1 protein-coding gene is annotated in these 285 nt (G+C 63.9%); it reads left to right on the top strand.

The window, feature by feature from the left end; translation table 11 throughout:
• The coding region (locus ACYQ2W_RS26825; RefSeq protein ID WP_459874204.1) for a transposase domain-containing protein at positions 1-285 on the top strand (285 nt) is incomplete at both ends.

Below are 285 nucleotides of genomic sequence, written 5' to 3'. Positions count from 1 at the left end.
TGCGGAGCGCGAACGAGCGATCACAGAGCGCGAACGGGTCATCGATGACCACCAACAGATCATCGCCCACGATCAGCGCCGGATCGCCGAGCAGGCGAAGCGGATCAAATTGCTGGAAGAGCAGTTGCGCTTGGCCAACCAGAGGCGCTTTGGGGCGAGTAGCGAGAAGCTGGCGTTTCAGAACGGGCTGTTCGACGAGGCGGAACTGGAGGCGTGCCTCGGCGAGGTGGACGAGCAGTTGGCCGAGGTCGATACGCCCGCCGCCGCACCACTCCCACGCAAGAA

The organism is Endothiovibrio diazotrophicus, from assembly GCF_054657215.1.
The sequence above is the reverse complement of the archived record's forward strand: the minus strand, read 5'-3'. Positions and strand labels throughout refer to the sequence as shown.